General features: G+C 30.8%; 15 protein-coding genes. 3 read left to right on the top strand and 12 right to left on the bottom strand.

The features are described from left to right. Positions 1–39: 39 nt before the first annotated feature. The 5 genes from hisD to VBY68_RS02615 all read right to left on the bottom strand — a co-directional run bounded on the left by hisD (position 40) and on the right by VBY68_RS02615 (position 6016). Positions 40–1326 (bottom strand): histidinol dehydrogenase, encoded by a 1287-nt coding sequence (gene hisD / locus VBY68_RS02635; RefSeq protein ID WP_415268788.1) that lies wholly within the window; start codon positions 1324–1326, stop codon positions 40–42. An 87-nt stretch (positions 1327–1413) separates the two neighbouring features. After that, positions 1414–2271: an ATP phosphoribosyltransferase gene (hisG, locus tag VBY68_RS02630; protein ID WP_415268787.1), complete on the bottom strand. Its 858-nt coding sequence runs from the start codon at positions 2269–2271 to the stop codon at positions 1414–1416. A 307-nt stretch (positions 2272–2578) separates the two neighbouring features. Next, a complete protein-coding gene (gene typA / locus VBY68_RS02625) occupies positions 2579–4351 on the bottom strand; it encodes a translational GTPase TypA (protein ID WP_415268786.1) in 1773 nt (590 codons plus the stop codon). Positions 4352–4544: 193 nt separating this feature from the next. Continuing rightward, positions 4545–4853: an LETM1 domain-containing protein gene (locus tag VBY68_RS02620; protein ID WP_099214460.1), complete on the bottom strand. Its 309-nt coding sequence runs from the start codon at positions 4851–4853 to the stop codon at positions 4545–4547. Beyond that, positions 4853–6016 (bottom strand): proline dehydrogenase family protein, encoded by a 1164-nt coding sequence (locus VBY68_RS02615; RefSeq protein WP_099214461.1) that lies wholly within the window; start codon positions 6014–6016, stop codon positions 4853–4855. The genes VBY68_RS02620 and VBY68_RS02615 overlap by 1 nt, the downstream gene beginning before the upstream one ends. A 105-nt stretch (positions 6017–6121) precedes the next feature. On the opposite strand from VBY68_RS02615, the gene aroB reads away from it, so the two are divergent. Beyond that, positions 6122–7180, top strand: coding sequence for a 3-dehydroquinate synthase (gene aroB / locus VBY68_RS02610; protein WP_415268785.1), 1059 nt, complete (start codon positions 6122–6124; stop codon positions 7178–7180). Between the two features lie 16 nt (positions 7181–7196). Here the strand turns inward: aroB and VBY68_RS02605 are convergent, their stop codons facing one another. From VBY68_RS02605 to VBY68_RS02595, 3 genes are all read right to left on the bottom strand, one after another. Next, complete coding sequence (locus VBY68_RS02605) at positions 7197–7991, bottom strand: patatin-like phospholipase family protein (protein WP_099214463.1); 795 nt, start codon at positions 7989–7991, stop codon at positions 7197–7199. A 48-nt stretch (positions 7992–8039) separates the two neighbouring features. Then, complete coding sequence (gene bshA / locus VBY68_RS02600; RefSeq protein WP_099214464.1) at positions 8040–9167, bottom strand: N-acetyl-alpha-D-glucosaminyl L-malate synthase BshA; 1128 nt, start codon at positions 9165–9167, stop codon at positions 8040–8042. A gap of 143 nt (positions 9168–9310) precedes the next feature. Beyond that, positions 9311–10156, bottom strand: coding sequence for a transketolase (locus VBY68_RS02595; protein ID WP_415268784.1), 846 nt, complete (start codon positions 10154–10156; stop codon positions 9311–9313). A 320-nt stretch (positions 10157–10476) separates the two neighbouring features. Here VBY68_RS02595 and VBY68_RS02590 point away from each other — a divergent pair, with 320 nt between their 5' ends. Together VBY68_RS02590 and VBY68_RS02585 are read left to right on the top strand one after the other, a co-directional pair. Continuing rightward, positions 10477–11748: a hypothetical protein gene (locus VBY68_RS02590; protein WP_415268783.1), complete on the top strand. Its 1272-nt coding sequence runs from the start codon at positions 10477–10479 to the stop codon at positions 11746–11748. A 139-nt stretch (positions 11749–11887) separates the two neighbouring features. Next, entirely contained in the window at positions 11888–12163 is a 276-nt protein-coding gene (locus VBY68_RS02585; RefSeq protein WP_415268782.1) for a helix-turn-helix domain-containing protein, read from the top strand. Positions 12164–12188: 25 nt separating this feature from the next. Here VBY68_RS02585 and VBY68_RS02580 read toward each other — a convergent pair whose 3' ends face one another. The 4 genes from VBY68_RS02580 to VBY68_RS02565 all read right to left on the bottom strand — a co-directional run bounded on the left by VBY68_RS02580 (position 12189) and on the right by VBY68_RS02565 (position 16556). Next, positions 12189–13097: a hypothetical protein gene (locus tag VBY68_RS02580; RefSeq protein WP_415268781.1), complete on the bottom strand. Its 909-nt coding sequence runs from the start codon at positions 13095–13097 to the stop codon at positions 12189–12191. An 82-nt stretch (positions 13098–13179) separates the two neighbouring features. Further along, positions 13180–14229: a hypothetical protein gene (locus VBY68_RS02575; RefSeq protein ID WP_099214468.1), complete on the bottom strand. Its 1050-nt coding sequence runs from the start codon at positions 14227–14229 to the stop codon at positions 13180–13182. 305 nt (positions 14230–14534) lie between these two features. Beyond that, positions 14535–15794 carry an asparagine synthetase B gene (locus VBY68_RS02570; RefSeq protein ID WP_415268780.1) on the bottom strand — a complete coding sequence of 420 codons (1260 nt, stop codon included), beginning with the start codon at positions 15792–15794 and terminating at the stop codon, positions 14535–14537. After that, positions 15795–16556 carry a hypothetical protein gene (locus VBY68_RS02565; protein WP_415268779.1) on the bottom strand — a complete coding sequence of 254 codons (762 nt, stop codon included), beginning with the start codon at positions 16554–16556 and terminating at the stop codon, positions 15795–15797. Positions 16557–16584 lie beyond the last annotated feature (28 nt).

Here is a 16584-nt window from a genome sequence, read left to right as displayed (position 1 = left end):
TACTTGTTTAAGATTTCTCACATACGTTCGAAATGACACCTAACTATTTAATTCTTGTAATCTTACAGTAATGGCATTTTTATGTGCTTGTAAACCTTCAGCTTCTGCCATCAATTCTATAGCTTCACCTAGGTTATCTATACCTTCTTTAGTTACTTCTTGAAAGGTTATTTTCTTTACAAAACTATCTAACGAAACACCACTATAGTTTTTTGCATAACCGTTTGTAGGCAATGTGTGATTGGTTCCACTAGCATAATCCCCAGCGCTTTCACAACTGTAATTTCCTAAAAATACTGAACCTGCATTCATAATTCCATCAATATATTCAGAAGCTTTTTCTGAAGCTATAATTAAGTGTTCTGGAGCATATTCGTTACTAAAGTTTATACATTCTTCTTTAGAGTTAAAAACCACTGTAAAACTATTTTCTATTGCTTTTTTTGCAAGTTCTTTTCTAGGTAAATCTTCTAACTGTTTCTTTAACTCTACTTCCACATTTTTAGCAACTTCTTCGTTAGTAGTTACCAATACTGATTGACTGTCTGCTCCGTGTTCTGCTTGCGACAACAAATCAGCTGCTACAAATACCGGATTGCTAGTTTCATCTGCAATTACAAGTACTTCACTAGGACCCGCTGGCATATCGATTGCAACACCTTGTTGCTGTACTAATTCTTTAGCTTTGGTTACAAATTGATTTCCAGGACCTAAAATTTTATATACTTGAGGAATTGTTTCTGTTCCGTATGCCATGGCTCCAATTGCCTGTGCACCACCTACTTTAAAAATTTTAGTTACTCCTACTAAAGATGCAGTATATAAAATAGCTGCATTCACTTTACCTTCTTTATTCGTTGGTGTGCATAATATTATTTCTTTACAACCTGCTATTTTTGCTGGAACTCCCAACATTAGAATTGAAGAAAATAAAGGGGCTGACCCTCCTGGAATATATAAACCTACTTTTTCGATAGCAACGTTCTTCCTCCAACAAGTAACTCCTTTTGTTGTTGTTACTTTTTTAGTTTCTTCTTTTTGAGAAGTGTGAAATTTTTCAATATTAGATTTTGCTAATTGTATAGCAGATTTTAACTCGTCTGAAACTAGTTTTTCTGCTTCTTCTAGCTCTTTTTCAGATACTTTTAAAGAGTTTAGAGAGACTCCATCAAATAATTGAGTATACTTTTTTAAGGCTTTATCTTTATTTAGTTTTACATCATTAAGTATGGTTTTCACAGTTTCTTGCAAGCTGTTTTCATTTATCGTAGCCCTTTTGCAAAGTGAACTCCAAGTTTGTGCTATTGGATTTTTTATAATTTTCATCTGTTTATTTTTATTGTTTTTAACTGTCATACCTCGACTATAGTTCTTAAAGTGCGAGGAATTAAACCCTTGTCTATCTCCCTGTGATTAAACAACCATTTTTTCTATTGGACACACCAAAATTCCTTCTGCTCCATTGTTTTTTAACTCGTCTATAATTTCCCAAAACTGATTTTTATTTAATACAGAATGTACAGAGCTCCAACCTTCTTCTGCTAAAGGAAGTACTGTTGGACTGCGCATTCCTGGTAAAATATCAATGATTTTGTCTAGTTTTTCATTCGGAGCATTTAGCAACACATATCTTGATTGTCTTGCTTTTAATACTGATTGAAGCCTAAATTGTAATTTGTTAAGTATTGCTTGTTGTTTTTCTTGAATCTTAGGTGAAACTGCCAATACAGCTTCCGATTTTAATAGAACTTCTACTTCTTTTAAGTTGTTTTTAAATAAAGTTGAACCACTAGATACAATATCACATATTCCGTCTGCTAAACCTATATTTGGAGCTATTTCTACAGAACCGTTAATGATATGTAATTGTGATTTTATGTTCTTCTTTTCTAGAAATTTTAAAACTGTGTTTGGATATGAAGTTGCTATTTTTTTATTCTGAAAGTAGCTCATTCCTGTATATTCCTCATTTTTAGGAATTGCTAAGGACACTTTACATTTTGAAAAACCTAGTTTTTCTATGAATTGAATTCCTTCTCCTTTTTCTATTAACAAGTTTTCTCCGATAATAGCTATGTCAACTACTCCATCTTTTAAATACTGTGGAATATCTCCATTTCTTAAATAGAATATCTCTAATGAGAAGTTACTTGCTGAAGCTTTTAATTGATCTTTACCGTTATCAATAGAAACTCCACAATCTTTTAAAATTTGTAGGGAGTCTTGATTAAGTCTTCCTGATTTTTGTATGGCTATTTTTAATTTACTCATTTCTGGTTTTGAATAGGTTTGAGTAAATCGTTTTGAGAAGCTTGTTTCCTGGCGCCTTGGAAATAAAAAACCCGTTTGATTTACTCAAACGGGTTTAAAATATATCTTGATTTTATTCAATACATTTTCAGCTCGCTTGAGTGCAAGTATGAAAATGATGATGATGTAATTGAATAAAATTCATTTCTTTGTTTTTGTTGTTACAAATATCTGTAATAAAAATTGAATTATGCAAATTATTTTTAATAAAAAATAAAACCACCTGAATTACAGGTGGTTTTTATGTTTATACCTAAAGTAGGTTGTATTATTTTACGAAATTAATTTTACGCATACGTAAACTCTCTGGAGTAACTTCTAAGTACTCATCTGGTCTAATATACTCCATACACTCTTCTAAAGAAAAATCAATTTTTGGAGCAATTTTAACACCATCATCAGAACCAGAAGCACGTACGTTTGTTAACTTCTTCCCTTTGATTAAGTTAACTGCCATATCATCTGCTTTGGCGTTTTCTCCAACAACCTGACCTTTGTAAATTTCTTGGTTAGGATCAATAAAGAAACGTCCTCTATCTTGTAAACGGTCAATTGCATAAGCGGTTGCTTTTCCTGTTTCAGAAGAAACAATAGCACCTTTTAACTCTTCAGCAAATTCTCCTTTATAAGGTCCGTATTCGCTGAATCGGTGATTTATAATTGCTTGACCAGCTGTTGCTGTTAATATTTTATTACGTAAACCAATTAATCCTCTTGATGGAATTGTAAACTCTAAGTGTTGTAAATCACCTTTTGGCTCCATTACTAATAAGTCTCCTTTACGTAAAGAAACTAAGTTAATCGCTTTAGAAGCAACATCTTCTGGAACATCAATTGATAATGTTTCGTATGGTTCACTCTTAACTCCGTCAATATCTTTTAAAATTACTTGAGGACGACCTACTTGTAATTCATATCCTTCACGACGCATAGTTTCAATTAATACTGATAAGTGTAATACACCACGTCCAAAAACGTTGAATTTATCTTCTGTATCAGTTTCATCGACACGTAAAGCTAAGTTTTTCTCCATCTCCTTAAATAAGCGATCACGTAAGTGACGAGAAGTTACAAACTTACCTTCTTTACCAAAGAATGGAGAGTTGTTAATAGTAAATAACATACTCATAGTAGGTTGATCTACTTCAATTCTTGGTAATGCTTCTGGGTTATCTACATCTGCAATGGTATCACCAATTTCAAAATCATCTAAACCTGTTACTGCACAAATATCTCCACTACGAACTTTATCTGCTTCAGCTTTACCCATTCCTTCAAAAACGTGTAATTCTTTAATGCGGACTTTTTTAGTAGTTCCATCTGCTTTACAAAGCATGTAATCTTTATTTTTTTCTAAATCTCCACGGTATACACGTCCAATAGCTATTCTTCCTTTAAATGAAGAATAATCTAATGATGTAATTTGCATTTGTGGTGATCCTTCGCGATAAGGTGCTTCAGGAATTGTCTCGATAACAGCATCTAATAAATCAATGATATCTTCCTTTGGATCTTGCCAATCTGTACTCATCCAACCATTTTTAGCTGAACCATAAATAGTTGTAAAGTCTAATTGATCTTCATTTGCTTCTAAAGCAAACATTAAATCAAATACTTTTTCGTGTACTAAATCTGGTGTACAGTTTTCTTTGTCTACTTTATTTACTACTACTATAGGAGTTAATCCTAATTCGATAGCTTTTCCTAATACAAAACGTGTTTGAGGCATTGGCCCTTCAAAAGCATCAACCAATAATAAAACTCCATCTGCCATTTTTAATACACGCTCTACTTCTCCACCAAAGTCGGCGTGACCAGGAGTATCAATTACATTAATTTTAACTCCTTTATAGTTTACTGATACATTTTTAGATAAAATGGTAATACCGCGTTCACGCTCTAAGTCGTTGTTATCTAATAATAAATCAGTACGCTCTTTACGTTCGTCTAAAATTTTAGCTTGATCTATAATTTTGTCTACCAAGGTTGTCTTTCCGTGGTCAACGTGTGCTATAATAGCAATGTTTCTTATTGATTGCATTCGTGCTTATTTTGAAGCTGCAAAAGTAGTGTTTTATTGTTTATGAATTACGAAATTTTATTTATGAATTCGTAATGTTTCATTTAAAGCCTTATAAAAGCGTCTTTTTATATGCTTTTCTCTTGTTTTTAAAGAGTTTTAAGTGATTTTATTTTTTATCTTACTTAGATAAAAAGCATAATTTATAGGGAAGTTATTCTAACTTAGGGTCTTCCAACTCTTCATCATCTGCCTTAAAAGCGCTTGGTAGAATGTCTGGAATTAATTTTATAAGTAAAGGCAAAAGTAATGCTCCTCCTGGTAGCATAAACACTGTAAATGCAGGAATTGCTTTGCAAATATCAAGTGTTTGTTCTTTTACTTTTGCCTTTTCTTCGTCTGTTAATGAAGTTGTTAGTGACTTTCTAACAAGAAAGATAAGCTCCTTACTTTCTTGGAGCTCTTTAGCTAATCTTTTTTTGTTTTTATTGATAGCTACTTTTATTTCATCAACTGTATTCATTAAAGCTTTCTACGTGCTTTTTCTGTTTTAAGTAAATTCAATTCTCTCGAAGTTTGTCCAGCTACGGAAGTATTTTCCTCTGCCCTACGTATTAAATACGGCATAACGTCACGAACAGGCCCAAAAGGAACATACTTCGCCACATTATATCCTTCTTTAGCTAAATTAAAACTAATATGGTCACTCATTCCATATAATTGACCAAACCACATACGTTTATCATTAGCCGCAATATTATGTTCTTTTGCTAAGTCCATCAATAAATATGAACTATCTTCATTATGAGTTCCAGCAAAAATTGCCATATTTTTGTGATCCATCATATAACGAACTGCTTCGTTATAATTGTCATCAGTTGCTTGTTTATCTACACAAATAGGAGATTCATAACCTTTTTCTTTGGCTCTTTCACGCTCTTTTTCCATATAAGCTCCACGAACAACTTTCATTCCAATATGATATCCTTTTTGATGTGCTCTTTGGTGTAAGTTTCGTAAATACTCCATACGATCGTGACGATACATTTGTAGCGTATTAAAAACAATAGCCTTTTCTTTATTGTAAATTTCCATTAACTCTTCAATTAAATCATCAGCAGCATCTTGCATCCAACTTTCTTCAGCATCTATCAATAACGGAACATCTTTAGCTTTTGCTGCTTTACATACAGTATGAAAACGTTCTACAACTCTATCCCACTCTACTTTTTCCTCTGAAGTTAATTCTTTTCCTTCAGTTAACTTTTGATATAAAGCGAAACGCCCAAAACCTGTTGGTTTAAAAACTGCGTAAGGTATAGATTGTTTTTCTTCAGCAAAATCAATCGTTTTTAAAGTCATTTTTAAAGCATCATCAAACTGAGCTTCGTCTTCTTTTCCTTCAACTGAGTAGTCTAAAATACTATGTACATTACCTTGTTCGTACATTTTTTCGATATTCGGTAAGCAATCATCTTCACTTACTCCTCCACAAAAATGATCGAAAACTGTTGAACGGATTAACCCCTCAACTGGTAAGTGTGCTTTTAAAGCAAAATTTGTTACCGCAGTACCTATTCTAACCATTGGCTGGCTCTGAATCATTTTAAACAAAAAATATGCGCGTTCTAACTCTGAGTCAGATTTTAATTTAAAAGCAGTTTCTGTATTGTCAAAAAGTCTCATTATCGAGGTAATATTATATCTTAATTTATAGAGACAAATATAATTGAGTAGACTGATATATTTTAATTTTTTCTATTTAATTTCGCCTTATATTTTTTTGTTATTATGACCACAATTAACGCAGCAACATACCCTATTCATTTTGAAGAAAAAGGCTATAATGAATTAACTTCTTTAGTTTCTGAAAAAGATTATTCTTCAGTTTTTATTTTAGTGGATGACAACACTTTAGATTGTTGTTACCCTCGATTTATGCAATTATTTGCTACAGATAAGCCGATTGAAGTTATTCAAATTGATGCTGGTGAGGTTCATAAGAATATAGAAACTTGTATGGGCGTTTGGAATGTAATGACTGAATTAGGTGCTGACAGAAAAAGCTTGTTAATAACTTTAGGTGGCGGTGTTATTACTGATTTAGGTGGTTTTGTAGCTTCTACTTTTAAGCGTGGAATTGATTTTGTAAACATTCCTACTACTTTGTTAAGTATGGTAGATGCTTCTGTTGGTGGTAAAACAGGTGTTGATTTAGGTGTGTTAAAAAATCAAATTGGTGTATTTGCTAATCCTGAGTTAATTATTATTGACCCTGAATATTTGCATACAGTAACTCCTAGAGAAATTCGTTCTGGTACTGCAGAAATCATTAAGTATGGAATGACTCATGATATTCGTTTGTTCAATGAAATTAAAGATAACGACAAACTAAATATTGTTGATTTAATTCATCGCTCAATAGAAATTAAGAATGAAGTTGTTTTGGAAGATCCTAAAGAACAAGGAGTTCGTAAGGTTTTAAATTGGGGACATACTATTGGACATGGTATAGAGTCTTATTTTTTAGAGAACCCGAAAAAAGAAGCCTTAACACATGGTGAAGCTATTGCTATTGGAATGGTTTGTGAGGCTTATTTATCATCAAAAGTTTTAGGGTTTTCTGAAGATAAAGTCTCTGAAATAAAAAATGCTATTATTAAAATATATGGTAAAGTAGCGTTATCAAAAGAAGATTTTCAGCCTATTCTTGAGTTAATGAAACACGATAAAAAGAATATAGGAGGAGAAATTAACTTTGTACTACTAAATGATTATGAAGATTTTAAAATAAATAGTAAAGCTTCTGATGAATTAATCAAAGAAAGTTTACAGTTTTATAATTCATAAAGAGTTTTTTACATCTTTATTTTAGTTTTCCATTTATATACTCCTTGGCTGTTTTATAAATAGCATCTACTTCTTTAGTACTGAATCCACTAAATTCACCTAAAGGAAAACAAATAGTGGCATATGTTTTAAAAAACTTATGTTCTTCTGAAGACAACATCAAAAGCTTAGATGTGTGTGCTAAAACTTTTAGAGTTGTATTTAATTCTTCACTTGTTTTTTCAGAAGGATATACAACATAGCTACCTACAATTGGGTATTCGGAATCTTTGAATGGATTGGTTGGAAAATTATCTATTATCCCTCCATCAGAATAAAGCATGTCATTTATTTTCACAGGATTGAATAAACCTGGTAATGCGCATGAAGCTAAAACTGGTTTTAATAACTCACCTTCATGAAAATACTCAGTTGTACCTCTATTTAAATTGGTTGTTGATACCGTTAAAGGTATCTCTAGTTCTTCAAATGTTGGTTTAATTTTATCTTTAATTAATCTTGCATAATTCGAGGAATTAAAAATTCCTGGTTTAGCAATCGTTATCCATGTAAACTGAAATATTTCTGTCGTTTTAAAAAAATTTAATATTTCTTTTGGCCTCATTCCTGAAGCATACATAGATCCTACTAGAGAGCCTGAACTACAAGCCGAAATAGCATTAATTTTAATGTTCAACTCTTCAAGTTTTTCTAATAAAGCAATATGAGCCACTCCTTTTTCTGCTCCTCCACTTAACACTAAATTAATTGGTACATTAGTGTCTAGGTTTTTTATTTTTTCAAGGGAACATTGATATTTTTCTTTAATCATCTTTTTCTATTTATTAGCTTTCTAAAATATAACACAATAATTCTGTTATTAACTCACATAACATTTTTTATAGAGTTTTTCATAAGCTGGCAGAATATTATCTAAAGAAAATAACTTTATATGTTCTTTAGCATTTTCTTTAAACTCATTTAAAACCGTATCATCTTTTAGTATATTAATTGCATTATTGGCCATACCTTCAATATCACCTAACTCACTTAAAAAGCCTGTTATTCCATTAATGTTTACTTCTGGTAATCCTCCTGTATTTGTAGAAATAACTGGTGTACTTGCAGCCATAGCTTCTAAAGCGGCTAATCCAAAACTTTCTGTTTCAGACGGTAATAAAAACACATCTGTATAGCATAGTATTTTTGCAACTTCTGTACTATTTCCCATAAAAAGAACCTTGTCTTCAATTTCTAACTCTTTAGCTAAATTTTCCGCTTTTAAACGTTCAGGACCATCACCAACCATTAATAATTTTGAAGGGATTTCTTTTTGAACTTTATTAAAAATTCGAATTACATCGTCAGTACGTTTTACAGGTCTAAAATTACTTATATGTGTTAATATTCTCTCTTCTGGTTTAGCTAATGCTTCTCTTTTACACTCTCCTTCATGTGCTTTATCATACTTTTCACCATCAATAAAATTATATACAACTTTAATATCTTTTTCTATATTAAATAATCGAAGTGTATCTTCTTTTAAACTGTTGGATACGGCAGTAACTTCATCCGATTTGTTTATACTAAATTCTACTGCTGTTTTGTATGTTGGGTGGCTTCCTACCAAGGTTATATCTGTACCATGTAGTGTCGTTACAACTTTTACATCAATCCCCTTATCTTCAAGCATCTTTTTTGCCATATAGGCAGCATATGCATGTGGAATCGCGTAATGTACATGTAATACTTCAAGGTCATATTTTTGTACTACTTCTACCATCTTGCTAGATAAAGCTAACTCGTAAGGCTGATATTGGAATAGTGGATATTCTTCTAAAACAACTTCATGAAAATGTAAACGGTGAGAAAAGAAATCTAATCGAACAGGTTGATTGTAAGTTATAAAATGTACTTCGTGTCCCTTATCTGCTAATGCCATTCCTAATTCGGTTGCTACTACTCCACTTCCTCCAAAGGTAGGATAACATACAATTCCTATTTTCATGTGTATCTGTTGATTATTTTTTGAATATAATTACTGACGTAAATTTACGGTATTACTTACTTTTTTTTGTAAAGATTTTCATAAAATAAAACGCCATTACGTAGTTTGTAATGGCGTTTTTAATATTGATTATAAAGTTTTTCTTAGTAATCTCCTAAAGTTTCAGGATTTTGAGCTAAAGCAACCTCTAACTGTTCATCATTAGGTGCTTTACCATGCCATGCATGTGTATTCATCATAAAATCAACTCCATTCCCCATTTCTGTGCGTAATAATACACAAACCGGCTTTCCATTACCTGTGCGTGACTTTGCTTCTGCCATTCCTGCTAAAACAGCTTCAACATTATTACCTTCTGCAATCTCTACAACGTCCCAACCAAAAGCTTCAAATTTAGCTTTTAGGCTTCCCATAGCTAAAACTTCATCAGTAGATCCATCTATTTGCTTTTCGTTTACATCTACCGTAGAAATTAAATTGTCAACTTTTTTAGCCGCTGCATACATAACAGCCTCCCAAATTTGACCTTCTTGTAACTCTCCATCACCATGTAATGAATATACAGTTTTGTTATCACCGTCTAACTTTTTTGCCTGAGCAGCACCAATAGCAACACTCATACCTTGACCTAACGACCCCGAAGCAATACGTATTCCTGGTAAGTGCTCGTGTGTAGTTGGGTGCCCTTGTAAACGAGAATCTAATTTTCTAAATGTTTCTAATTCGGCTACTGGAAAAAATCCACTACGAGCTAAAACACTATAATAAACTGGCGAAATATGTCCGTTTGATAAAAAGAATAAATCTTCGTTTTTACCATCCATAGAAAAATCAGTAGAATAATCCATGATTTCTTGGTATAAACACGTAAAAAATTCTGCACATCCTAAAGATCCTCCTGGATGTCCTGAATTTACAGCATGTACCATGCGTACGATGTCTCTACGAACTTGTTGTGTAAACTCTTGTAATTGTTGTGTTGTTGGCATTATTGTTTTGTTTTATGCCCACAAATGTAATTGATTATGGAAAAATGAGCAATTACTTTTTTATTTAAGTAAAAGAAAAAGGGTTCATCTAAATTAAGTTTTCTTTTTCGTTTAATTTTCCCGTTCTAATGAATCGCTATTGAACCCTTTATTTACGTGATTCAAATAACTTATTTGTTTATTTTATTTACAAATAGTTATACACGGATTTTATAAAAAACGAGTTGAAACTAAATATAAAAAGCTTACTTTCAAAATATTACAAACAAAATAAAGTCAAGTTTTTTTGGTACTTTTGAGTTCAAGTTGATTATACTGTTATGAAAAAAACATTTTTTTTATTTCTTATTATGGGATTTAGTTTAGACATTTTCTCTAAAGTCCAAATAAAGAAAGATACTTTATCTCAAAAAAAATTTCAAGAACTAGTTGATTCATTTTATGAAAACAAGCATAATACCTCAAAAGCGGCTATATATGCTAAAGCTATTTATAATAAAGCTATTATTGAAAATGACACCATGAACATGTTGCATGGAAAGTTTTTTTTAGCTGATATTTTAAATGATAAAAACATTTATATACGTTTTTGTGATTCTTTGATTAATATTACCAAAAAGCATCCTTCAAAAAATTTCCCTTCTGCAATATATTATCATAAATCAATATTTTATTTTAACGAAGGAATAAATAGTAAAGCTTTAGAAGAGTTAACACTAAGCAAGCAAACTTTAAGAAAAAATGATAGTCTAAAACATTTACTATTTATCCAGCTCGCTATGATTAAAAGCTCAGTTGGAGAAGTTGAAAATGCAATAGATCTTTATAAAAAAGCTTACTTATTCGCTAAACAAAAAAAGTACTTAAGTCATCAAGATTTCTCTACTCTCCCTTTAAATATAGCTTCCGCTTACAAAAAACTTAATAAAATTGATTCTGCATTTTTTTATAATAATGAAGCAGTAAGCTTGTATGAAAAAATAAATGATAGTTTGAGTTTAGGGTATTCTTTTTATGTATTAGGCAGTATAGAAAATAGAAGGAAAAATTATAATGAATCAATTATTTCATATAAAAAATCTATACCTTATATCATTAGTGACGAGAATTACAGAATTTTAATCAGGGCCTATGTTAAAATAGGTGTTCAATATAACTACTTAAAAAATAAAAAGAATGCCTTAAAATATCATCTAAAAGCAGACTCTTTGTTTAATGTAAGAGAGATTCCTAGTAAATATTTAGAAGACACTTATAAATATTTAATCAACCATAGTAAGAATAATAAAAACTTAAAGAAACAATTATTATACATAAATAAGTTATTGAAAATAAAGGATTTTAAATTAAATGAAGAAAATAAAATAAAGGAAACGCTCACTGAGGAATACGACATTCCTAACTTATTATCAGAAAAAAAGCAAGTAATAAAAGAATTAGAAAAGGAAATTAATGAGTCTAAGAGAAATAAAGTAGTATATATTTCTTTATTAACATTATCATTTGTTTTAGTAGGATACCAAGTCAGAAGAAAAAAAAACTTTAAAAAAACGTTTTATAGCATTAGCAAATCAAAACAAAACTCTAGATAAAAAAGAATCAGAGACTATACCACAACAAACCATTAATAAACATGAACTTTCTAACGAAACTATTAATCTTATTATTAATGGACTTGAAGCTTTTGAAAAAAATGCAGATTTTTTAAACTCTAAAATCAACTTACAATTATTGGCTGATCGGTTAGATACCAATACAAGCTACTTGTCAAAAGTAATCAATCAATATAAAAACACTTCTTTTTCTAATTATGTCAATCAACTTAGGATAGAATATGCGGTTGAAAAACTTAAAAATGATACTTTATGGAGAAAGTATACTGTAAAAGCTATTGCACAAGAAGTCGGATTTAAAAATGCAGAGTCTTTTTCAAAAGCTTTTTATAAATTCACTGGTATAAAACCTTCTTATTTTATTAAAGAGTTAGAAAAAACAGAAACTAATTAAAAAGGTTACTGCATACTATTGATGTCTATGTAAGTAAGTGCTTAACGCTTATATATTGCATTCCAAAAACATAATTTTGATTTTTCGGTACCACTAATCGTATAGTGATACTTTTATCTTCTTCCAATCTATAACTAATACTAGAGTTATTAATTTTTTGATAAAAAGGAAAAATAACTTGCTCAGGTACTGATTCTAACATAGTAATAGTTTCTCTATTATAATTACCAGAGATATGTATTTCTATGGTCATGTCAGAAACCGCTGTTATATATGAATTAATATACTTTAAAATTCCTGTTTCTTCATTAAAAACAGTTTCCCATGAAATTACCGAATCATCCCAATTACTTGGAGTTTGATATGCATACAAAAAAGCTGCTGATGAAAACCAATTACCAAATAAAATCCTTTGACTTGAAGCCTGATTAAAGGTTATAGTGGTTGTAATAATCGCTTTTTCCACTTGTTTATTAAACTCCGTCAAAGGATTAGATACTACTAAAACTGGAAATTCCGGATAAACAGGGATTCTTATTGGATACTGATTTGATTTAACTATCAAATGTGATTTACTTGAATTTTCTATGGCTTCTTTAACTGTATTAAGAGTTGGCGTATATTTTGGAACGGTATAGGGAACTATCCAATTTTCAGTATTATTATAATTATTCAAACCTATTTCAATAGATAAAGGTTGATTTATCTGCGCCTTCAGAATTTCTCCATAAACCTCACTAAAATAGTTTAAGGGCACTGTACTATCAAAAAACTCGTTTCCTATAGGAACTGAATCAAGAAGTTTTACAAAATCAGTTTCTGTTTTGGGTAAATCTGGTAAAGTTGCATAAAATGTAAAATCACATAGTTGCGCGTTAAACAATCCTGCTAGTTCATTTAATACTAAATAATTGAGGCTCTCGGGGGACTTCATGCCTTTAGTTTTAAGTTAATTATTCAATTTAAAAAAGATAAAGTAGAGCACATGTTTCCATGTGCTCTTTTACCAATAAAGATTAAATTAATCTTGAAGGTGCTTTTAAAATGTGATTGTCACTACCACCTGTTACTGCTCTATCTGTTGGAATTACTCCCATACCAAGAATTTGTAAATTTCCTTTTTCAGATGTAATTCTTACAGAAATTGATTTATCATCATTAAATTTATAGCTTGAAGTAGCTTTTGATGAAGATCCAGACGTATAGAATGGCCATACATTAGTTTCTGTACTTTTTTGAATTTCTTCGTAGTCAGATTGACTATAAGTTGCCCATGATTTTACCTCTATTGTATAACCTGATACAAGTAAAGCTTGGTTGTTTACTCTTTGTAAGGTACCAGATGGTCCAAATAAATTATTCCAGTCTTCTTTTGATTGAAATTGATCTGGGTTTTTATACATATCTGTAAAATAGCCTGAGAAAAACCATCCACCAGCTCTAACAGGTAAGAAAGCATATTTATGAAAATGCATGTCAACAGTTATTCTGCTTGCTGAAGCTTTTTCATTCAACGATTTTGATACACTATTAGATTTCTTTCCCCAGAAACCTACTCCTGAAGAACCATTACTCTGTGCCCAAGAATTTTCAATATTATCATTTGATGTTGATGAATCAAAATGAATATCTGCAGTAGATCCTTTTACATCAACTAATGTCTTTAACTCCTCTAAGCTAGGTGTGTAAATAGGGTTTGTCCCCATATTACCTCCAATCCAATTGTTAGAGTTTGTATAATTACTCATAGCTATTTTGTACAAGAACGTATTAGTATCTTCTGTTTTACTTAGCATAGTAGCGTAATTACCACTTAAGTTATTTAAGGGGTTTCCTTCATACAACACGCCTACAGATTTAGGGGGAATGCCATCAAAGTAATTATATAGTTCTTGAGCTAAATTTTGTACTGGTAATACCCCTTGTATCATTTGAAAACTTTTATCACTTAAGTTTAATGATTGACAAAGCGTGTTGTACATTCCGTTAGTTGGAGATATCATATTTGCTTCTCCTACCTCTTTAGTCAAGGCACCATTAGATGGCTTTGCTAGATTTGTTGCCATAATAATTTAGTTTTAAGTTAGTGTTACCTACTCTTTTTAGGCTTTTCGGTGTACGCCTAAAAACCAAAACTATTCAACAGATGATCAAACCATTAAACTAAAGAATGAAATATGAAATTGCGCGCTAATCATAAAACATTCAACACATTACAAAATGAATTTTGGTTTTACTCTTACTAAGTTATATAAATAAAAAGCTAGTTTCTTTACAAAAACCTTAAACGTAGGTTATTAATATATTAAGGATTATTAAAAAGGTATAGGAGTTAACAAAAAACAAACATAAATAACTAATTTACAATTATTTAAGTTTTTTGTTTTTTCTTTTTAGCTGCAGGAAACAGTACATTATTCAATATTAAACGATATCCTGGTGAAGTTGGGTGTAAATCTAATTCTGTTTTAGGGTCTCCTACCCTATGCTGATAATCTTCAGGGTCATGGCCACCATAAAAGGTAAACATTCCCTTACCTTTAGTTCCATGAATATAACGTCCTTCTTTATTAGTTTTGTTTTCACCTAAAACAATGATGGTAGATTTTATGGTATTAGGATCAAAAGATGTTGTTTGCCCCATGAAACCTTTTACTAACATCGTGTGGTTTTGGGTAAGCATTGTTGGAACTTGATCCCATTTTGCAGAAAATTCTTTTAATACAAAGTAGTCTACTTCTTTTCTTATTCTTCGTTTACGAGTCATATCTATTGAAGAAAACTCATAAGTAGTAGGGTTACGAATCAATTCAAAATCTTTGAAGGCAAAGGTTTTATTAAAGTTTATTTTTGATTGGTAATTAGGTTCTGAAGCATCACCATCAAACATTCCTTCACAAATATCTACACCATCTGCAGCCAGCGCAATATCAAAACTATCAGTTGCAGAACACATCGCAAACATAAACCCACCACCCACAACATAATCACGGATTTTTTTAGCTACGTCTCCTTTTTCTTCTGATACTTTACTGTATCCTAGTTTCTTAGCTAAGGCTTCTGCATCTTTTTTTTGTTGAATGTACCAAGGTGCTGTTCTAAAAGCTCCATAAAAACGCCCATACTGACCTGTAAAGTCCTCATGATGTAAGTGTAGCCATTCATACAACAATAGTTTATCATTTAGTACTTCTTCATCATAGATTACATCAAACGGAATTTCAGCATATGTCAGTACCATAGTTACTGCATCATCCCACGGCATTTTATCTTTCGGTGAATACACCGCTATTTTAGGGGCTTTTTCTAAAGTTACTGCTTCTTGGTTTTTAGATGGTGATGAAATTTCTTCTAAAATTAATGCTGACTTAGCATCAGAAATGATTTGATAGGATACACCTCGTATTTTGCATTCTTTTTCTACTGCTTCATTATTTTCAATTAAAAAAGCACCTCCATCATAATTTAACAACCATTTTGCCTTTAATCCATTTTCTAAAGCATAGTACACAATACCATAGGCTTTTAAATGATTTTTTTGATTTTCGTTACTCATAGGTACATAAATAAATGATGCCCATAGCGAGTTAGAAAAAAGTAAAAATGTTAGTATGTAAAGAAATTGTTTCATTTATAAATTAAATATAGTATAAAAACTTTTATTATTTTTTTCTTTAGGATAATGATAAATATCTAAAAAATAAGTGTAATTATTTTTTAGTTTTATTGAATCTCTATCTCTAAGAAGCTCCCATTTAACATTTTTAAAAATCCTTTTTATTTTTTCATCTATATTCTTATCTGTGAAACCATCAACAACTTTTATTCTTTTTAACCTTAATTTTTTGGAAAAAATCAACTTATAAATTCCATATTTCTTTTTTGAATCAGAACCTTTTAAATCATCCAATAAACTACCTATTTTGGAGGGATATAATTTTACTTTATTTACATCTTTATCATTTAGCTTAGATAAAGACTTAAGCATCTTTAATTCTCTTATTTCCTTTTCTTTTTCTCTTGAAGGTTTCTTATTTAAATAAAGTAGCCCAGAACACATTCCAATTATAAGTCTACCGGATTTATCTTTATGAGCATAAAAAATTAACTCTGTTTCCACAGGTATGAAAATATCACATGAGGTTCCCATCTTCTCATCACTTCTACCATAAACAAAAACTGACTCAACCTTCTCCCCTTTATACAATTTATCTATTTTAATATCTGCTTTATAAACATTTTCTCCTCTTGAATTTTTATAATTCTTAATTATTTTTCCCTTTGCGACAAAAGCAGAATAAGCAAATTTATTCACCACTGTTTCAATACCACAATCACAAGAGTATAAATAACTTGACAATAACACTAACACTAAAAACAAAATCTTTCTCATAACCTACTATTTTTAAACTAAAATACAC

It is taken from the genome of Tenacibaculum ascidiaceicola (assembly GCF_047470925.1).
Classification (GTDB): domain Bacteria; phylum Bacteroidota; class Bacteroidia; order Flavobacteriales; family Flavobacteriaceae; genus Polaribacter; species Polaribacter discolor.
The sequence above is the reverse complement of the archived record's forward strand: the minus strand, read 5'-3'. Positions and strand labels throughout refer to the sequence as shown.